At 61.5% G+C, this 16,104-nt stretch carries 15 protein-coding genes and 1 tRNA gene; 10 read left to right on the top strand and 6 right to left on the bottom strand.

Translation table 11 applies throughout. The features are described from left to right. Positions 1 to 3: 3 nt before the first annotated feature. The 3 genes from rlmB to J5J09_RS09090 are packed head-to-tail and all read left to right on the top strand — an operon-like array spanning position 4 to position 2,919. Positions 4 to 888 (top strand): 23S rRNA (guanosine(2251)-2'-O)-methyltransferase RlmB, encoded by an 885-nt coding sequence (gene rlmB, locus J5J09_RS09100; RefSeq protein WP_208549324.1) that lies wholly within the window; start codon positions 4 to 6, stop codon positions 886 to 888. Continuing rightward, positions 885 to 1,655 carry an HAD-IIB family hydrolase gene (locus J5J09_RS09095; RefSeq protein WP_208549323.1) on the top strand — a complete coding sequence of 257 codons (771 nt, stop codon included), beginning with the start codon at positions 885 to 887 and terminating at the stop codon, positions 1,653 to 1,655. The genes rlmB and J5J09_RS09095 overlap by 4 nt, the downstream gene beginning before the upstream one ends. A 46-nt stretch (positions 1,656 to 1,701) precedes the next feature. Beyond that, the gene (locus J5J09_RS09090) at positions 1,702 to 2,919 is read left to right on the top strand and encodes a glycosyl transferase (protein WP_208549322.1); all 1,218 of its coding nucleotides are present in this window, start codon (positions 1,702 to 1,704) and stop codon (positions 2,917 to 2,919) included. A gap of 13 nt (positions 2,920 to 2,932) precedes the next feature. On the opposite strand, the gene J5J09_RS09085 is transcribed toward J5J09_RS09090, so the two are convergent. Beyond that, positions 2,933 to 3,901: an MliC family protein gene (locus J5J09_RS09085; protein ID WP_208549321.1), complete on the bottom strand. Its 969-nt coding sequence runs from the start codon at positions 3,899 to 3,901 to the stop codon at positions 2,933 to 2,935. Between the two features lie 221 nt (positions 3,902 to 4,122). Between J5J09_RS09085 and J5J09_RS09080 the strand changes: the two genes are divergently transcribed. The 4 genes from J5J09_RS09080 to J5J09_RS09065 all read left to right on the top strand — a co-directional run bounded on the left by J5J09_RS09080 (position 4,123) and on the right by J5J09_RS09065 (position 6,995). Continuing rightward, on the top strand, positions 4,123 to 4,317 hold the full coding sequence (locus J5J09_RS09080) for a hypothetical protein (protein ID WP_208549320.1): 195 nt from the start codon (positions 4,123 to 4,125) through the stop codon (positions 4,315 to 4,317). An 81-nt stretch (positions 4,318 to 4,398) separates the two neighbouring features. Further along, complete coding sequence (locus tag J5J09_RS09075; RefSeq protein WP_208549319.1) at positions 4,399 to 4,782, top strand: hypothetical protein; 384 nt, start codon at positions 4,399 to 4,401, stop codon at positions 4,780 to 4,782. A gap of 100 nt (positions 4,783 to 4,882) precedes the next feature. Then, positions 4,883 to 5,572 (top strand): helix-turn-helix domain-containing protein, encoded by a 690-nt coding sequence (locus tag J5J09_RS09070; protein ID WP_246745815.1) that lies wholly within the window; start codon positions 4,883 to 4,885, stop codon positions 5,570 to 5,572. Between the two features lie 16 nt (positions 5,573 to 5,588). Further along, complete coding sequence (locus J5J09_RS09065) at positions 5,589 to 6,995, top strand: PepSY domain-containing protein (RefSeq protein ID WP_208549318.1); 1,407 nt, start codon at positions 5,589 to 5,591, stop codon at positions 6,993 to 6,995. 105 nt (positions 6,996 to 7,100) lie between these two features. Here the strand turns inward: J5J09_RS09065 and J5J09_RS09060 are convergent. After that, positions 7,101 to 7,176 (bottom strand) — tRNA-Thr (locus tag J5J09_RS09060). 172 nt (positions 7,177 to 7,348) lie between these two features. On the opposite strand from J5J09_RS09060, the gene J5J09_RS09055 reads away from it, so the two are divergent. Further along, a complete protein-coding gene (locus J5J09_RS09055; RefSeq protein ID WP_208549317.1) occupies positions 7,349 to 8,122 on the top strand; it encodes an NAD kinase in 774 nt (257 codons plus the stop codon). A 12-nt stretch (positions 8,123 to 8,134) separates the two neighbouring features. Continuing rightward, positions 8,135 to 8,647 carry a hypothetical protein gene (locus J5J09_RS09050; protein WP_246745814.1) on the top strand — a complete coding sequence of 171 codons (513 nt, stop codon included), beginning with the start codon at positions 8,135 to 8,137 and terminating at the stop codon, positions 8,645 to 8,647. A 3-nt stretch (positions 8,648 to 8,650) separates the two neighbouring features. On the opposite strand, the gene J5J09_RS09045 is transcribed toward J5J09_RS09050, so the two are convergent. Then, positions 8,651 to 9,265 carry a TetR/AcrR family transcriptional regulator gene (locus J5J09_RS09045; RefSeq protein WP_246745813.1) on the bottom strand — a complete coding sequence of 205 codons (615 nt, stop codon included), beginning with the start codon at positions 9,263 to 9,265 and terminating at the stop codon, positions 8,651 to 8,653. Between the two features lie 197 nt (positions 9,266 to 9,462). Here J5J09_RS09045 and J5J09_RS09040 point away from each other — a divergent pair, with 197 nt between their 5' ends. Beyond that, positions 9,463 to 10,662 carry a multidrug effflux MFS transporter gene (locus J5J09_RS09040; protein ID WP_208549315.1) on the top strand — a complete coding sequence of 400 codons (1,200 nt, stop codon included), beginning with the start codon at positions 9,463 to 9,465 and terminating at the stop codon, positions 10,660 to 10,662. Between the two features lie 78 nt (positions 10,663 to 10,740). Here the strand turns inward: J5J09_RS09040 and prfB are convergent. The 3 genes from prfB to J5J09_RS09025 form a co-directional block, all read right to left on the bottom strand. Then, a protein-coding gene (gene prfB, locus J5J09_RS09035) for a peptide chain release factor 2 (RefSeq protein WP_208549314.1) occupies positions 10,741 to 11,869 on the bottom strand; the annotation gives its coding sequence in 2 pieces (ribosomal slippage) (positions 10,741 to 11,799 and positions 11,801 to 11,869; 1,128 coding nt in all). Positions 11,870 to 11,969: 100 nt separating this feature from the next. Beyond that, the gene (locus J5J09_RS09030) at positions 11,970 to 14,426 is read right to left on the bottom strand and encodes a penicillin-binding protein 1A (protein ID WP_208549313.1); all 2,457 of its coding nucleotides are present in this window, start codon (positions 14,424 to 14,426) and stop codon (positions 11,970 to 11,972) included. A gap of 219 nt (positions 14,427 to 14,645) precedes the next feature. Further along, positions 14,646 to 15,953, bottom strand: a complete 1,308-nt coding sequence (locus J5J09_RS09025) for an N-acetylmuramoyl-L-alanine amidase (RefSeq protein ID WP_246745812.1) — start codon at positions 15,951 to 15,953, stop codon at positions 14,646 to 14,648. Positions 15,954 to 16,104: the final 151 nt, after the last annotated feature.

The following is a 16,104-nucleotide window of genomic DNA, read 5'->3' as shown; positions in this document are numbered from 1 at the left end:
GGCATGGCCAAAGACCCGAAAAACGACAAATCCGCCCGAGACACACATTACGCAACACTGCGCCGGCAGGTACGGGACTCCAAGCGAGAGCGCGGCGAAATTCCGACGCCGCCGCAAAAGCGCAAATCCGCCGCCGGCTCCAACTGGACGCCGCCGAAGCTGGCGCCGGAACAGGTCTATCTCTACGGGCTGCACACCGTGCGCGCCGCGCTCGACAACCCCGCCCGCAAAGTTATCAAACTCTCCGTGACGCAGAACGCGATGGCCAGGCTGGAGATCGGCGAAAGCGGTGACCTGCCCTACCCGGTCGAGATTGTATCGCCGCAGGACATCGACAAGGTGCTCGGACCCGAAGCGATCCACCAGGGCGTCATGCTCGAGACGCGGCCGCTTCCGGTTCGGCGCCTTGAGGCCCTAAAGGAAAGCCCGCTCATTCTCGTGCTCGACCAGGTCACCGACCCCCACAATGTGGGGGCGATCATGCGTTCAGCGGTGGCCTTTGGCGCCGGTGCCGTCATAACCACGCAAAGACACAGCCCAACCGAATCAGGCGTGCTGGCGAAATCCGCGTCCGGCGCGCTCGAACTCATCCCCTACATCCAGGTGACCAACCTCTCGGATGCACTTGGCGAGCTGCATGGACTGGGCTTCTTCTCGGTCGGCCTCGACTCGGAAGGGCCTGCGCCCATGGAGGAGACGCTGACCGGCGACCGGGTCGCATTGGTGCTCGGATCCGAAGGCAAGGGGTTGCGACAGAAAACCAGAGAAACGGTGAATGCGCTTGCCCGACTCGACATGCCGGGTGCGATCAAGTCGCTCAACGTGTCGAACGCTGCTGCGATCGCGCTTTACGCTACCCGACAGTATCTCCAGAAGACGGCGACATGATCGTCGTCTTCTCGGACCTCGACGGGACACTGCTGGACCACGAGACTTACGATTTCTCTCCGGCAAGGCCAGCGCTCGACCTCCTGTCGCGTCTTGATATTCCGTTGGTTCTCGCGAGCAGCAAGACCGAGGCCGAGATGCGTCCGATCGCTGCGGCGATGGGGCTCGATTTCCCGATGATTGTGGAGAACGGCGCCGGTGTGGCACATACCGGTGACGGGTCCGCCGATGATCGCGAGACCTATACACGCATCCGGAATTTTCTGGAGACCCTGCCATCCGCCCTTTCCAAGCGGTTTGCCGGGTTCGGCGACTGGAGCACCGCCGAGGTATCGCGGCGAACGGGACTGCCGACCGAGGCCGCCGAACGGGCACGGCAAAGGCGGTTCTCGGAACCTGGACTGTTTACCGGAACACCCGACGAGAAAGCGGGTTTTCTCGAGCGGCTGGATAATGCCGGCTTTACGGCCACGCAGGGCGGGCGGTTTCTGACCATCATGCCCAAAACCTCGAAGGCCGAGCGAATGGTGGACATCGCCACTCGCTACGGCAGCGAGGCTGGGACGGCGATCACGACGATTGCTCTGGGTGACGCAGCCAACGACCTCGCCATGCTGCAGGCTGCCGACACCGGGGTGATCATCGCCAATCCGGCACACGCGCCCCTTCCCGTCACAGAGAGGGAAAGGAAAGGCTTTATTGTCCGCTCGACACTTCCGGGGCCGAGCGGTTGGAACGAAATGATTTTGAAGCTCGTTACGGGGTGACGTCCGCGCGGCGGCGATCGCGCACCAGCTAGAAGGGGCATGATAGGTGGCTGACTTTCACCAGAACGGCGTCGTTGCGACGCTGCACAATCTTCGTGAGCGCTCGCTAGAGCGCATGGAAAAAGAACTCGCGGTTTTCTCCCAGGTTCACCCGATAACGCTCATCCTCCCATCGCTCTACTCCGAGCTTGAAGCGCCCGCTCTCGGCAACATTCTCGACGAGCTTTCCCAGGTTCCCTACATCTCCGAAATCGTCATCGGCCTCGACCAGGCGGACCGGGACCAGTTCCGCCATGCCAAAAGCTATTTTGCGCGGCTGCCGCAAAAACACACCATCCTCTGGCACGACGGCCCCCGGATGCGGGACGTGGATGCCAAGCTGGCAGGTGAGGACCTCGCGCCGGACCAGCCGGGCAAGGGACGAAATGTATGGTTCTGCATGGGCTATGTGCTGGCGCAGAGGGCTCAAGGTGTCGTTGCGCTGCACGACTGCGACATCGTCACCTATTCACGAGACATGCTGGCGAGACTGGTCTATCCGGTGGCCAACCCCAGGTTCCCCTACGTCTTTTCCAAGGGATATTATCCGCGCATCGCGGACCGTACGCTGAACGGCCGCGTGACGCGCCTGCTGGTGACGCCGCTGCTTCTGAGCCTCGAACGAGTCATCGGGCATCATCCTTACATCGACTACCTGAAGGCCTTCCGCTATCCGCTGGCCGGCGAGTTCGCGATGCAGACGCGCGTGCTGTCCGACATCCGCATCCCGTCCGACTGGGGGCTGGAGATCGGCGTGCTGTCGGAACTCTGGCGCAACTATTCCAGCAACGCGATCTGCCAGGTCGACATCGCCGACGCCTATGACCACAAGCATCAACCGGTTTCGCCAGAAGACCAGGCCAAGGGACTGTCGCGCATGTCGATCGACATTACCAAGGCGTTGTTCAGGAAGCTCGCAACTGATGGCGTCGTCTTCAGCCAGGACACGTTCCGGACGCTGAAGGCCACCTATTTCCGGACGGCGCTGGATCTGGTCGAGACCTATTACCACGACGCCCGCATGAACGGGTTGACGACGGACCGGCACCGCGAGGAGCAGGCCGTCGAGCTCTTCGCCGCCAACCTGATCGATGCCGGTAACGTCTACCTCGAGAACCCGAACGCCACGCCGTTCATGCCAAGCTGGAACCGTGTGCAGAGCGCCCTCCCCGACCTGCTGAACGACATCCAGACGGCCGCGCGCGCCGACGCCGAAGAGGATTGAGGCCGGCCTAAGTTCAGGCTGACGGGCGGCACGCCATTGGGCCGGCGAGAGGCGTGATATTCGGTTCGGCACCCGCCGACACGACCGTTTCAACGGGATAATCGATGACGCTGGGCCACGCCTCGATCGCGGTCTTCTGGGCTGGATCCATGTCGATCGCCGGCTGATAACCGGGGCGGCAATCGGGAAGCACGGCATCGGCCGGGAGCTTCAGCGCCGACCGGATCGCTGCACCGCATGCGTCCGGTTCTGCAAGCAGCGAGCAGTCGGCCGAATAGGTCCTATCGTAACGGAGGGTCAGCACTCCGTCGGCGACCGAAGCCGATTCCAATCCGACAGCCGAAAAGCTGTCGTCCATCAGACGCGAAGCGGATACAGTATCGTAGACCACGAATGGCAGGCCACCATTCCAGCCGTCAGCGGCAGAGAAAAAGGCGAACGGTCCCCTGGCGCCAAGGACATAGCCGGCCATCTCGTCCTGGATCCGCCTGTCCTTGCCGTCGAGTGCACAGGCGGCATTGGCGGGCGCTATATAGAGGCCGGCTGCGCCCTTCTCTCCCAAATCCAGCTCCTTCAGCGAGAACCCCTCATAGCCGTAGCAGCGCAGTTCACCCGCCATGTCGTAACCCGTCTCACCGGCCGGCAGCTGTATCACCTGCATTTTCGGCTGGTCCAGCGGTCCTCCGGGCGACGCCTTAACGGTACAGGTGATCGGCGCCATGCGACCGATCGCGAACTGCGCCTCGTCGCCCTTGCCGCGCAGCTCATATCGGCCGTTCGAGTACCAGAAGCCGGACCCCGAGACCTGCTGCGGCAGTTCAACCTGTTCGCCGCTCGCGAGTGTCAGGCTCGCCTTCTCCTCGGAGAAGGCCACGATGAGTTCCGATCCGTCTTCACAGGCGAAGGTTACCGTTTCGGCGCGGGCGGCGCCGCAGAACAGGAAAGCCGCCAGGATGGCGAAAATCTTCAAACGCTGCGTCATGGTGCCCTCTGTGGTCGGAAACGGGTGAGACGATAGCCAGATTTTTCTAAGCAGTCATCCGGCCAGCGAGCCGGCATGAAGGGATGCGTGAGCAAAAAAATCAGCGATGCCATACGCGCTCCGCAATCATGGTTAACACTCTCTCAACGCAGATTGGAATAAGCTTGGAACCGAAGTCACGCTCAACCCGTTTCCGGGTCGCATAACCGGAGGAAATTGCCATGCTCGCTCTCATCGCTACCTTTACGGCATCCCGCTTGGATGGTGACGATACCGGGACCTATGCCGATGGTGCCATTCCCATGCCGATGATCGAGCTTCGCCCAGATAGCGGCCCGGATCGCGGCCGGCGCGAGTTCCAGCGTGACTACGGCCAGCAACGCCGCATCACGCCCGACGCCGTCGGATTTGCCTGACCGGCGACACCTTGACGCGGCATGTCAGCCGGATTGTCCACGCTCGAGAATTCCGCTAGGAGAGTCGGGCGAGGGACAAAAATGAAACTGGACAGGAAGAGAGCGGGGATTTCGGTGCGCATTCTATGCGCCATCGCGCTGCTTTTTGTCGGACTGGCACACAAGACGCCTGTTATCGCTTCTCAGTCGATATCAACGGCAGAACTTGCGCAATACGTCCTTCCGGACGGAACTGTTCCCGATCTTTGCCTGGATGATGAGGGCACACCCCACGGCCATGACGTCGGTACAGGCTGCGACGCCTGCCTGATCAGTGCCTCTACCCTCATTCCGGCTCCGCAGGATGAAATCGGAAGACCAGTTGCTTATCTGGCCGAAGTCTTCGCGCCATTCCGCGCGGAAGCTTTCTATCGCCAGCTTTTCCCCCCCAACGCCGCTCCCCGCGCGCCTCCCATCCGCGCCTGACGTCTGAGCCGCTGCTGCTTCCGTAGCAGTCTCTTCAGTCCGTGCCGGATGGTCGACAGCCTGATCAGGCTTGCCCCGGCACCATGCCGGATGCCGTGCCATGTACAACAGGACCCACCTGGGCGATCCCTCACCCATTCTTCCCATCGACTACGTCATGCCGTTTGCGGAGCGCCAAGGCTCGATCCGCTCGCGGCTGGTATCGCCACGGACGACGATCCTTCTGCAGGGTCTTAACCGAAAGGCGACCTACCGCATTCTCGACGGATGCGTCGCGCTCTATCAACTGCTGGCCGACGGTCGAAAACAGATCCTCGACATACTCGGCCCCGGCCGCCTGCTGGGAGCAGGCGTTACGGACCATTTCCAGTGCGGCGCGGAGACCCTCGCATTCACGCATATCGAGGAACTCGGCACGGATGAGAGCGGTGCGGCCATTGACGCCCATCGTCAGTTGCAGCTGTTGCTTGTTCGATCGCTGAGCCACGCCACGCTGCTGGGGCGCAAGACCGCGCCCGAAAAGGTCGCCTCCGCGCTGGTGGACCTTTCGCAACAATTCGCCCGTCGCCCGAAAGGAAGCGGCAGGCGTGCCGTCACCTTCACGCTCCATCTGACCCGCGCCGATCTCGCCGACTGGCTGGGCCTGACGCTCGAAACGGTCAGCCGGCAGCTGAACGGCCTGAAGCGTTCCCGCGTCATCGATTTCAGGACGCCGGAACTCATCACCATCAAGGACCCGGACCGTCTCGCGGCTATCGCGAACGGCCAGTCTATTCACGACAACCATTGAACACCGGGGGATTATCATGAGTGTTTCAATCGAAACGCCGGCGACGACGGCGTCCTTTTCCAGACGTTTCTACACGACCGCGTGGCGCTGGCATTTTTATGCGGGCCTGTACGTGGCGCCATTCCTGGTGATGCTGGCCGTCACCGGTCTTCTGATGTTGTGGTCGTCGGTCCTGTTCGGTCGCGACGGCGAGAAGCTCTATCCTGTCACCCCCGCAGCCGAGACCGTCGCCGTATCGGCGCAAATGCAGTCGGCGCTCAGTGCGGTCGAGGGCGGCAGCGTGAGCCAGTACATCGCGCCCCGCACAGCGGAGCAGTCTGCTCTCTTCCGCCTTGATGCGGACGGCGTATCCACCATGGTGGCTGTCGATCCTTATACGGGCGACGTGCTTGGTCAATGGGACCGACGCGACGCGCTCTACGATCTTGCCAACCTGATCCACGGAACCTTGCTGATCGGGACGGTCGGCGACTGGCTGATCGAGATCGCAGCCGGCTTCGGCATCGTGCTGATTGTCACCGGTCTATATCTCTGGTGGCCGCGCGATGGCGCCGGGTTCCGCAGCGTCCTCATCCCGCAGCTGTCGCTCGGCGGCCGCCGGCTGTGGAAATCGCTTCACCTCAGCATCGGGTTCTACATCTCTGCGATTCTCCTCGTATTCCTGCTCTCCGGCCTCACTTGGGCTAGCGTCTGGGGCGAGAAGATGACGCAGGCCTGGAGCACATTCCCGGCCGAAAAGTGGGACAATGTTCCCCTCTCCGACAAGACGCACGCTCACATGAATCACGGCGGCGTCAAGGAAGTGCCGTGGACGCTGGAGCAGACGCCGATGCCGGCTTCGGGCTCGACGGCCGGTCAGGACGGCGTGCCCGCAGGCATGGCAGTGGATGTCGACAGCATTGTCGCACTTGCGCGATCGCTTGGCTTCGAACAGCGTTTCCAGCTCTCCTTCCCCAGTGATGAGGGCGGCGTCTGGACGATTGCCCGCGACACGATGAGCAATGACAGCAGCAATCCGCTCGATGATCGTACCGTTCACGTCGATCAATACACCGGAAACGTGCTGGCCGATGTCGGCTTTGCCGATTACGGCGCCGCGGGCAAGGCCATGGCGGCAGGCATCGCCTTCCACGAAGGCGACATGGGCGCGTGGAACGTTGCCCTGGTGACGGTCTTCTGCCTGTCGGTGATCTTCATGTCGGTGAGTGGCATCGTCATGTGGTGGAAGCGTCGCCCGAAGAATGCGGCGCGGCTGTTCGCGCCGACGGTGACCGAGCCCGGTCCGTTCTGGAAGACCGGAGCGCTGGTGATGCTTGCAGTTTCACTGCTCTTCCCGCTCTCCGGCGCGGTGCTGGTCGCAGTCCTGCTGCTCGACCTCATCGTGATCGCCAACGTGCCGGCGCTGCGGAAGGCGCTGAGCTAGGATGACAGCGGAGCCCGGAAGCGCGCCGGGCTCCGCTGATGCACGACGAGCGCACCGCGGCGCCAGATGGCGACGACGATCAACGTTCAACGATAGAAGGAAAAATGGTGCCCCCGGCAGGGTTCGAACCCGCGACCCCCTGATTACAAATCAGGTGCTCTACCAACTGAGCTACAAGGGCACTCCGAGCGGTCGGATAGCATATTCTGAGGGGCTGTAAAGAGAAAATTGGGCGGACGGCGATGGTTGTGACACGAGCCGTCGTAACCATGCGAACCGATTTGCGGCCGGAACGCCTTGCCGGTCAACGCGCTTATCATGTACCAACTGGAGCGCATTCTCGAGGGCCGTTCATGTCTCGCTCGTTCCAGTCGCTCTCCTTCATCGCCTCGCCCACAGCCGAGGCACAGGCCTCCCGCGACGAACTGATTCGCCGCTATGGCGACGCCGAACCGAAGGATGCCGACGTAATCGTGGCGCTCGGCGGCGACGGGTTCATGTTACAGACGCTGCACGACACCATGAATAGCGGCAAGCTGATCTACGGCATGAATCGCGGCTCGGTCGGCTTTCTCATGAACGACTTCAGCCTTGAGAACCTGACAGAACGGATATCGGCGGCTGTCGAATACGATTTTCATCCGCTGAAGATGACGGCGACCAGCGATGATGGCGCGGTATCGGTTGCGCTCGCCATCAACGAGGTCTCGCTGCTCCGCCAATCCTATCAGGCGGCGAAGCTGCGCGTGCTGGTCGACGGACAGGTGCGGCTCGACGAACTGATCTGCGACGGACTGATGGTTGCGACGCCCGTCGGTTCAACGGCCTACAATCTGTCGGCTCACGGCCCGATCCTGCCGCTGGAGGCGCCGCTTCTGGCGCTTACGCCCGTAAGCGCCTTCCGTCCCCGCCGCTGGCGCGGCGCTCTGCTTCCGGATAAGGTGACCGTCGATATCGAGGTGCTGGAGGCGGAGAAGCGGCCGGTCAATGCGGTTGCCGACCATACGGAAGTCAAGTCGGTTATGCATGTGCGAATCGAGCAGTCCACCGACACCACCGCGCGGGTTCTGTCCGACCCGGATCGCTCGTGGTCGGACCGTATCCTGGCGGAACAGTTCGCCAACTGAGGAAGGAAACCGATGCCGCAGTTGACGACGATCGCCGTTACGTTGCTCGGCCTCCTGCTGGCGTTCGCCACCCCTGCCTTAGCAAATGACATAGATCGCCTGCCGGTGACCGTCACTTTCCTGATCAGTGGCGGTTTCTGGGAAGAGGATGCGGAAACGCTCGCGGATAATCCCGCCCTCTCTTTGCCGTCAACGACAGAAGGGCAGGAAACAGATCGGCTACGGGGTTATTACAAACTGGTGTCCGTGCGTCAGTCAGACCGGACGGCAAAGATCTATCTCCAGCAGATCGCCTCCACCGATGCCGGCCCTCATCTTCTGCAGAGCGTGGAACTGGAGGAATTCAGCGCCATCAAGCCCTACGTCACGGACATCAGGCCGGAGGACTCGACAGGGATGACGCTTCAACCGGGCTTTTTCGCCACGGTCTATCTCAAGACCGATCCGGCTGCCACCGAGCCGGAGAGCTGGACGGTGCTGATCGACGAATTCGGCGAGATACGGGTTGAGCGAGCCACGAACTGATGGTCAGTCGCGCTTGCCGAAGGCCTTGAGAAAGGTTTTCACCGCATTCGCGGCCATCGCCTCTATGTCGCGTTGGGGCGTGACGATCCCAAACTGAAGATCGCTGCGGATATCGGCGACGACGAGCGCCATGTACTGGCGGGCCGCCAGACCGGGATCGGGAAGATCGAGATAACCGGCGAGCGCCAGTTGGGCGAGCCTCGCGGCCACCGCCGGATACTTGCGGCCGGGGCCGTATTCGCGCCAGGTCGAAAACAGCTCCGGGTAACGCGCCCCCTCCCGTTCCACGAGCCGTATCAGCCAGCGCCCGTTCGGATCGCAAACGGCCCTGTTCAGCATTCGCACGGTAAAGTCGGTCAGCTCTCGCTCAAGATCCGTCGGACGATCCGGAAAGGTATCCAGTACGGCAAAGAAGCCGGCACTGGACTTCTGCGTGATCTCGGCGACCACCGCTTTGAATACTTTCTCCTTGTCGCCGATCTGATTGTAGACCGTCTGCCGCGACACGCCTGCGCGTGTCGCGATCGCATCGATGCTGGCCGCCGCATAGCCCTCATCGGCGAAAACCTCGGCGGCGGCATCCATTATGCGCTCGCGCTTGCCGGCTGCGCCGGGCATTCGCGCCATCTGCTGACTTTTTTCGACAGGAGAATGTTTCATTCAGTCTACATAGGGGTACTTGACGAATTTGACAATACTGTCCAATTATATGGACGCACACGCAATCAGGCGTATCATCGTCTCTTATCGCATTTCCTTTCAGTCAACCTCCGCGTCACGGGCTCCTCCCACCCGGCGACAAGAAAGGTGCTTTCATGCCGTCACGTTTTCTCCCGCTGGCCGCAATCCTCGGCCTGCTTTCCGCCGTCGGTCTCTTCGCGATCGACATGTATCTGCCAGCACTGCCGACGATCGGAGCCCAACTCAACGCTGACGATCACGGCGTCCAGGCAAGTCTTATCTCCTTCTTCGCTGCCATGGCGCTCTGCCAGGTCTTTTATGGACCCCTTTCGGACATGTTCGGCCGTAAACGCCCCCTTTATATCGGGCTGACTCTCTATGCCGCCGGTGCGATCGGCTGCGCGTTCGCCCCCGATATCGAGACGCTGGTGGTCTTCCGGTTTCTGCAGGGAATGGGCGCGTGCGCTGGCGTAGTCATTTCCCGCGCCATCATCCGCGACCTGCACACCGGCGTGGAGGCCGCGCACCTGATGTCGAGGCTTATGCTGGTCTTTTCTGTGTCGCCGATTCTTGCGCCGCTCGCCGGCAGCCTCGTCACCGTCTTCGGTGACTGGCGTCTTATCTTCTGGGTCATGGTGGGCGCCGCCGTCATTGGCCTGATGCTTGCCGTCTTTTGTCTTTCGGAAACGAGGCCGGAGGAAAAACGAAGCGAAAGCAGCCTCGGAGCGGCCCTCCGCGCCTATGCCTCGCTTCTCTCGGATCCGTATTATCTCGGCCTGGTGCTGATCGCGTCGTTCGGGATGTCGAGCTACATGATCTACGTCGCCAACTCATCGTTCGTGCTGATCGATCACTACGGTCTTTCGCCGTCCTTCTACAGCGTCGTTTTTTCCATCAACGCCGTCTCCTTCATCGGTATGTCCCAGATGAACGGACGGCTGGCTCGGCGATTCGGATTGCGACGGGTCATCCGCAGCGCGATCGGCGGCTTTGCAACCAGTATGTCGCTGCTGCTCGCCATATCGCTTTCCGGCATAGACCGGCTGGAGGTGATGGGTGCGCTGCTGTTTGTCGGCTACGGCTTCCTGGGTCTCGTGATACCCAATGCCGCCGTGCTAGCGATGGAGGCGCATGGCCGCATTGCCGGCACGGCCTCGGCGCTGATGGGCACGATGCAATTCGTCACCGCAGCGATCGTCATCGGCGTCGGCGGGATTTTCGTCGACGGAACGGCGCAGCCGATGATCGAAGTTATTGCCGCTTGCAGTCTCGTCGTGCTGCTGGTGTCGCTCGTGGTGCTGCGCCCGCCGACGGAAATGGCCGCGGCCGAATAGACCAAAGACCGGTCAACGCAAAGAGGCGGCGAAGTAGACTTCGCCGCCTCATATTTATGGATCGCTGGCCGCTTGACGTCAGTCGATATCCGTCACCGCGTCGGCCTTGCCGCTGATGCGGTGGGCGAGTGCCGCTTCCATGAACTCGTTCAGTTCGCCATTCAGCACGCTGTCCGGATCGGTGCTTTCGACGCCCGTTCGCAGATCCTTCACCAGCTGATAGGGCTGCAGAACATAGGAACGGATCTGGTGTCCCCAGCCGATATCCGTCTTGGAGGCGGCTTCGGCATTGGCGGCTTCTTCGCGCTTCTTCAACTCGGCTTCGTAGAGACGCGCGCGCAGCATGTCCCAGGCCTTGGCACGGTTCTTGTGCTGCGAGCGCTCCTGCTGGCAGGCGACCACGATACCTGTCGGGATGTGGGTAATGCGCACGGCCGAGTCGGTCGTGTTGACGTGCTGTCCACCGGCGCCCGACGAACGATAGGTATCAATGCGGCAATCGCTTTCGTTGACCTCGATGTTGATCGAGTCGTCGACGACCGGATAGACCCAGATCGACGAAAAGGACGTATGGCGGCGCGCGTTTGAGTCGTAGGGCGAAATGCGCACCAGACGATGCACGCCCGATTCGGTCTTCATCCAGCCATAGGCGTTGTGGCCCTTAACCAGGATGGTGGCGGACTTGATGCCCGCTTCTTCACCGTCATGCACTTCCAGGACCTCCACCTTGAAGCCCGAGCGTTCAGCCCAGCGGGTATACATGCGCAAAAGCATATTGGCCCAGTCCTGGCTCTCGGTACCGCCGGCACCGGAATGCACTTCGACATAGGTGTCGTTGCCGTCAGCCTCGCCCGACAGCATGGCTTCCACCTGGCGGCGGGCCGCTTCCGTCTTCAGAGCCTTCAGCTGGTCCTCGGCGTCCTTGACGACGCTTTCGTCGCCCTCTTCCTCGCCCATCTCGATCAGCTCGATGTTGTCGTTCATCTGCTGTTCGAGGCGCTTGACGCCGTTGATGTTCTCGTCCAGCTGCTGGCGCTCCCGCATCAGCTTCTGGGCTTCCTGGGCATCGTTCCAGAGGGTCGGATCCTCGGCCTTGTTGTTCAACCAGTCCAGTCGTCTTATCGCCTGGTCCCAGTCAAAGATGCCTCCTCAGCAGGCTTATGGCCTGCTTGATTTCGTCGACTACGTTCTCGATTTCGTTACGCATTGGTCCGTTTCATCGTTCGCTTTTTTAGACTGGCCCGTGAATAGTTGCGCCCGCCCCCGATGTAAAGGGTGGCGGGCGGCGTTTCAGGCGCGGATTTGGGTCAGAAAAGACCGCCGGAGCCCGAGGTTACGGCCTGGTTTGCCTGAGGCGAGGTGCGCAGGATTTCCTCCGGCGCCATATACTCGTCCATGCCGATGACGGAGAACACATCGGCTGGCCCGGTGCCTGGCTTGAATGCCTCGATGATCGTGTCCGGCTCGCCTTCGAAGGCCTGCATCCCGGTGGTGCGATTGACCGCGATAAGCTGCATGCCATCGGGAATGCGGAACTTACCCGGAGGGGTTCCTTCAACTGCCGCCTGCATGAACTCGTTGAAGATCGGCGCGGACAGCGAGCCACCGGTCGCACCGCGGCCGAGCGGCGCCGGGCTGTCGAAGCCGATATAAAGACCCGCCACCAGATCGGGCGTATAGCCGACGAACCAGGCGTCCTTTTCGTCGTTCGTGGTACCGGTCTTGCCGGCGACCGGGCGATCGAGCTTGACCTTGCCGGCGGCTGTCCCGCGCTTGATCACGCCTTCCATCATCGAGGTGATCTGGTAGGCGGTCATCGGATCGAGAACCTGGGCGCGATTGTCGACAACAACAGGCTCTTCCTGGCCCGTCCAGTCATTCGCATTGCAGCCCTCGCAGAGACGCTCCTCGTGACGGAAAATTGTCTTTCCGTAACGATCCTGGATACGGTCGATAAGTGTCGGCTGAATCTGTTTGCCGCCATTGGCGAACACGGCGTAGGCCGACACCATGCGCAGGACCGTGGTTTCACCCGATCCAAGGGACATCGACAGCACCGGCTTCATCTTGTCGTAGACGCCGAAACGCTCTGCATACTCGGCAACGAGGTTCATGCCCATGTCGTTGGCAAGCCGGACGGTCATGAGGTTTCGCGACTTTTCGATGCCGAGACGCAGAGTCTGCGGACCGGCAGAACCGCCACCATAATTCTGCGGCCGCCAGACCTGGCCGCCGGAGACGAATTCCACAGGCGCATCAAGGATCACGGAGGCCGGCGTGTATCCGGTGTCCAGCGCGGCAGCGTAGACGAAAGGTTTGAACGACGAACCCGGCTGACGCATGGCCTGAGTGGCGCGGTTGAACTCCGACTGGCCGTAGGAGAAGCCTCCGACCATCGCAAGCACGCGGCCGGTGTGCGGATCCATGGCGACCAGCCCACCCTGAACCTTGGGCGGCTGACGCAGACGATACTTGCCTGGCTTATCCTCGCCGAGCGCTTCGACGTAAACGACGTCACCCGGCTCGACCACGCCTTCGGGAGACTTGCTCGTCTTGCGGTCACCCTTGGCGGACCGGAAGGCCCATTCCATATCGCCGGCAGCGATTTCTCCGGTCACCCGTTCCGTTACGATCTTTCCGCCGGCTTCCTTTTCCGGCCGGATACCGATATCGACCTGCTGCGGCGACACCGCCAGCACGACCGCCATCTTCCACTCCGGAATGTCGCGGAGCGGCGTCAGCTTGGCCAGTTCCTCGCCCCAGTCTCCCGTCAGGGAAATCTGCTCGATAGGGCCATGGAAACCGCGGCGCTGATCGTACGTGATGAGGCCGTCCTGCAGCGCCTTCCGGGCCTTAATCTGCATGACAGGATCAAGGGACGTGCGTACCGACAGGCCGCCTTCATAGAGCGCCTTGTCGCCGTATTTCTCGATGATCTGCCGACGCACTTCCTCGGCGAAATAATCCGACGCGAACAAGGAAGAACCACCCTGCCTGAGGGTCACGCCGAGCGGCTGCTTCTTGGCCTGGGCACCCTCCTCGGCACCGACAAAGCCATTTTCGACCATGCGGTCGATGACCCAGTTGCGGCGCTCGAGTGCCGCCTCGGTGCGGCGGAACGGATGGTAGTTCGCCGGCCCCTTGGGAAGAGAGGCAAGATAGGCGGCTTCGGAGATCGTCAGCTCGGTAACGGATTTATCGAAATAGGTGAGCGCAGCCCCGGCGATGCCATATGCGTTCATACCGAAGAAAATCTCGTTCAGATAAAGCTCGAGGATCTTGTCCTTCGAATAGGTCTGCTCGATCCGGAAAGAGAGAATCGCTTCCTTGACCTTTCTGTCGATCGTCTGGTCGGACGACAGAAGGAAGTTCTTGGCGACCTGCTGGGTGATGGTCGACGCCCCGACGGGACGGCGACCCGAGCCGAGGTTCTGAATATTTGTGACGATCGCGCGGGCAAGACCGTAAACGTCGACGCCCGGGTGGTTGTAGAAATTCTTGTCTTCCGCCGACAGGAAAGCGGCCTTGACGCGGTCCGGTATGGCCTGAATCGGCAGGAAGAGACGACGCTCGCGCGCATACTCAGCCATCAAAGCGCCGTTACCAGCGTGAAAGCGCGTCGTGACCGGCGGCTCGTAGCTCGACAGGACAGCGTAATCCGGCAGATCGCGGGAGACATTCGTCAGATAGATCGCGACGACCGCCGCCACGCCCAACGCAAGGACGGACGCTAGTCCGAAGAGATAACCAATCAGTCTGATCATAGTCTAGGCACCGGATCTGCTTTCAGGTCTTTCGGGCAATGACAGCATTGCATAGTGGCAAGCGTTTTGCACGCCGGACAGGCAATGACAAGGCCGGCGGCAACCGCAAAGAACGCCGGCAGACACTATCAAACGCCGGTTCCGGTGTAACGGTTCGATTGTGAGGAAAATAGGGCCGTCGCCCCGTACCCACAATCGTCATCACGGCCGCTGTCTCGATTAGCCGCCGTTGGCGATCACCGGATCGCGATAGCGTACCACCGCTTCCGCCAGAAGTGCTGCGACTTTCTCGCGCCACGCTTCATCGAGCAGGAGCTTCTCGTCTTCCTTGTTGGACAGAAAGCCGAGTTCCAGGAGAATCGACGGCATGTCATGGGCCTGCAGAACCCTGAAGCCGGCGTAGCGGTGCGGGTTGTTGATCAGGCCGACCTGCCCCTTGAACGATTCGACGACCGTGTTCGCAAGCGTGATCGAAAATGCCTGGGTCTCGCGCCGCGTAAGATCGAGCAAGATGTCGGTGACCTCCGTCGGCTCGGCCGTCAGGTCGATTCCGGCAATGGCGTCCGATAGGTTTTCGCGCTCTGCGAGATCCGCGGCCATCCGGTCGGATGCCTTGTCAGAGATCGTGTAGACCGTTGCGCCACGAATGGCCGCCTGCCGCAACGTGTCCGCGTGCAGCGAAATCAGCAGATCCGCGCCCTTTTGCCGTGCGATGGCGACGCGCGAGGACAGTGACAGGAATTCGTCGCCGGTCCTTGTCAGCACCGCCCGCATGCCCGGCTTTTTGTTGACGTGATCCGCCAGAACCTTGGCGAATGCCAAGGTGATCTCCTTTTCAGGCGTCTTGGTCGTTGCACCGCTCGCGCCGGCGTCAATACCCCCATGCCCCGCATCGATCGCGATCACGAACTCGCCGGGCTTCTCGTCAACCGCGGGCGCGATCCGGTCGCCGCGTTCCGCCGTGGCGGAAACGGGTTCGGGTTTCCAGCCGCCCTTCACCTGCTCGGCAAAAGCGTCGTCCGACACAACTTCCGCATCAAGAACGAGCCGATATCCCTCACCGCTCTCCTGAGCCTGGACTTCACTTGTTGCCAGACGCACCGGGCGCTCGGCGGTCAGAACGATCCGGGCGGTACCGCCGCCCATCGATCCGTATCGGATATCGCGAAAAAGCCCCCTCGCCGCCATCTGCTCCGGAGCGAAACCAAAGTCCGTTTCGGGTAGGTCGACAACGATGCGGGGCGGATCTGCGATGTAGTGAACCTGGAAGTCCGGGCTGCGGTCGAAGTCGATCACAATCCGCGTGCGCGCCTCGTCCCCGGCGATACGGGCCTCCGTGGCGACGAGGCTCGCGCCCGAAGCAAAAGACCCGCCTGTCGAAGCGCCGAGAACAACAGCGATGACGGCCATGGCCAGGCCGCAAGAGACGAGCGTGCGCATCCGGTGCACGAGATACCATATGACCATCCGCCGCCTGATCCCCTCGAAGATAACCGTGCCGCCAAGCCCGGTGCCCGAACCATCCATCGGGACTTGATGTCCATGCTTTCCGCGCCTCAAATGCCGCGATTCGTTAAGCCCTACAATTCCAACGATATTATGGCGCAAACGGGTTTTAGCTTGCCATTGTCACATAGAAAACATACAAGGCAGATGAGGGTAAAAAGTGCCACGGGAT

The organism is Ciceribacter sp. L1K22 (assembly GCF_017599385.1).
Taxonomy (GTDB): Bacteria; Pseudomonadota; Alphaproteobacteria; order Rhizobiales; family Rhizobiaceae; genus Allorhizobium.
The sequence above is the reverse complement of the archived record's forward strand: the minus strand, read 5'-3'. Positions and strand labels throughout refer to the sequence as shown.